General features: G+C 44.6%; 2 protein-coding genes. Both read right to left on the reverse strand.

All coding sequences use genetic code 11. From position 1 onward, the window contains the following. Nucleotides 1-662, reverse strand: a 662-nt coding sequence (locus R8O70_RS25810) for a LuxR family transcriptional regulator (RefSeq protein WP_318184534.1), incomplete at its 3' end; no start/stop codon positions are given. 224 nt (nt 663-886) lie between these two features. Further along, nucleotides 887-1,162: YSC84-related protein (locus R8O70_RS25815; RefSeq protein ID WP_318184535.1), on the reverse strand; the 276-nt coding region annotated here is incomplete at its 5' end.

A 1,162-nucleotide genomic window follows, 5' to 3' on the forward strand; every position in this document is an offset into this window, starting at 1 on the left:
TCAAACCCTTGAGAAAGGAGGGAGGCGACTTCCTGCTCCCGTCGAGTCCGTGACTCTATGCCAAATGAGCTTAACGCCTGCTCAATGGCAACGTTCATATTGCCTGTGTAGGCGTCTGGGCGAACTACGGGCTCTGATAAGTTAAACTCGGCTTGTTTCCAATGCTGTTGGCACAGCGATTGAAGAACAGAAAAATGCGAGCGCAAGCTGTTGATTTGCGCGGCAGAGAAGCGCTTACCTTCACGCAAGCAGCCAAAATAGAGAATTACCCAACGACCGGATTCGATTTCTACCAGCATGCTGAGTTCATCTTTCCAACCTGTTTGATCGTAAAACTGCTTTCGATACGTTTGATATTCGATGCCTTTTTTCGCCACATCTTTTAGGGTGAAGATGCCTTGTTGCTTGTTCTGGTTGAGGTTTTGGAAAAACGGATCGTTTTGAAATGAGTTGGTCAGGTAACGTTGAAATAGCAACTCACGTTCATTTTCAATCGAGTCATATAGATAGATCGGGTGTTTGCCTTCTCGGTAACCAAGAATGATCGCGCAATCAAAATCGAAAATTGAGTGAATCACGCTCATCAATTTTGGGGTGAAGTTAGGCGTGTTTAAAGCAGAAATTGCTTCTGCGAGTTGCGCGTTAAAGTTTTGGTTAGGCATGCGATCATCGAGTTGACATGATTTAATTTTGCGCAAGCATAACCAAAAGCAATCCAACGAGAAAGGGAAGTCACCATCTTCTCGTGACTTCCCCCTAAAAAGTTGCTCAGGTACTCAGTTTTGCGTTCTCGATTGTTAATTCTATGATTTTTAATGCTCAGATTTTTATCAATTCTTGTGAAACCATTCGTTGTTGTGAAGTGTTTTCAACCAGAGCAGGTAAATTACTGGGCGTTGGTGAGCTCTTCATTTACCCAGTATTTTGAACCAGATACATTCGCATCGATAAGTAAGCCTTTTGAGTTGAGCTGATAAACGGCAACGCCGCTGTTGAACTGTGCAGAGAACTCTTCGGCATCTTCGCCTGCAACTGCTGAAGCTTCGCTGGTTGCTTCCCAGCCTTCGTTGACGAACGTATCGAAGTCTTGTTTGCTTTCAAACAAAACCACTTGCTGATAAAACTTGCCGCCGAGCCCTAGCGCAACCCCCATACCAAACAT

Origin of the sequence: Vibrio sp. 779(2023), assembly GCF_033344285.1 — a bacterium.
GTDB classification, from domain to species: domain Bacteria; phylum Pseudomonadota; class Gammaproteobacteria; order Enterobacterales; family Vibrionaceae; genus Vibrio; species Vibrio alginolyticus.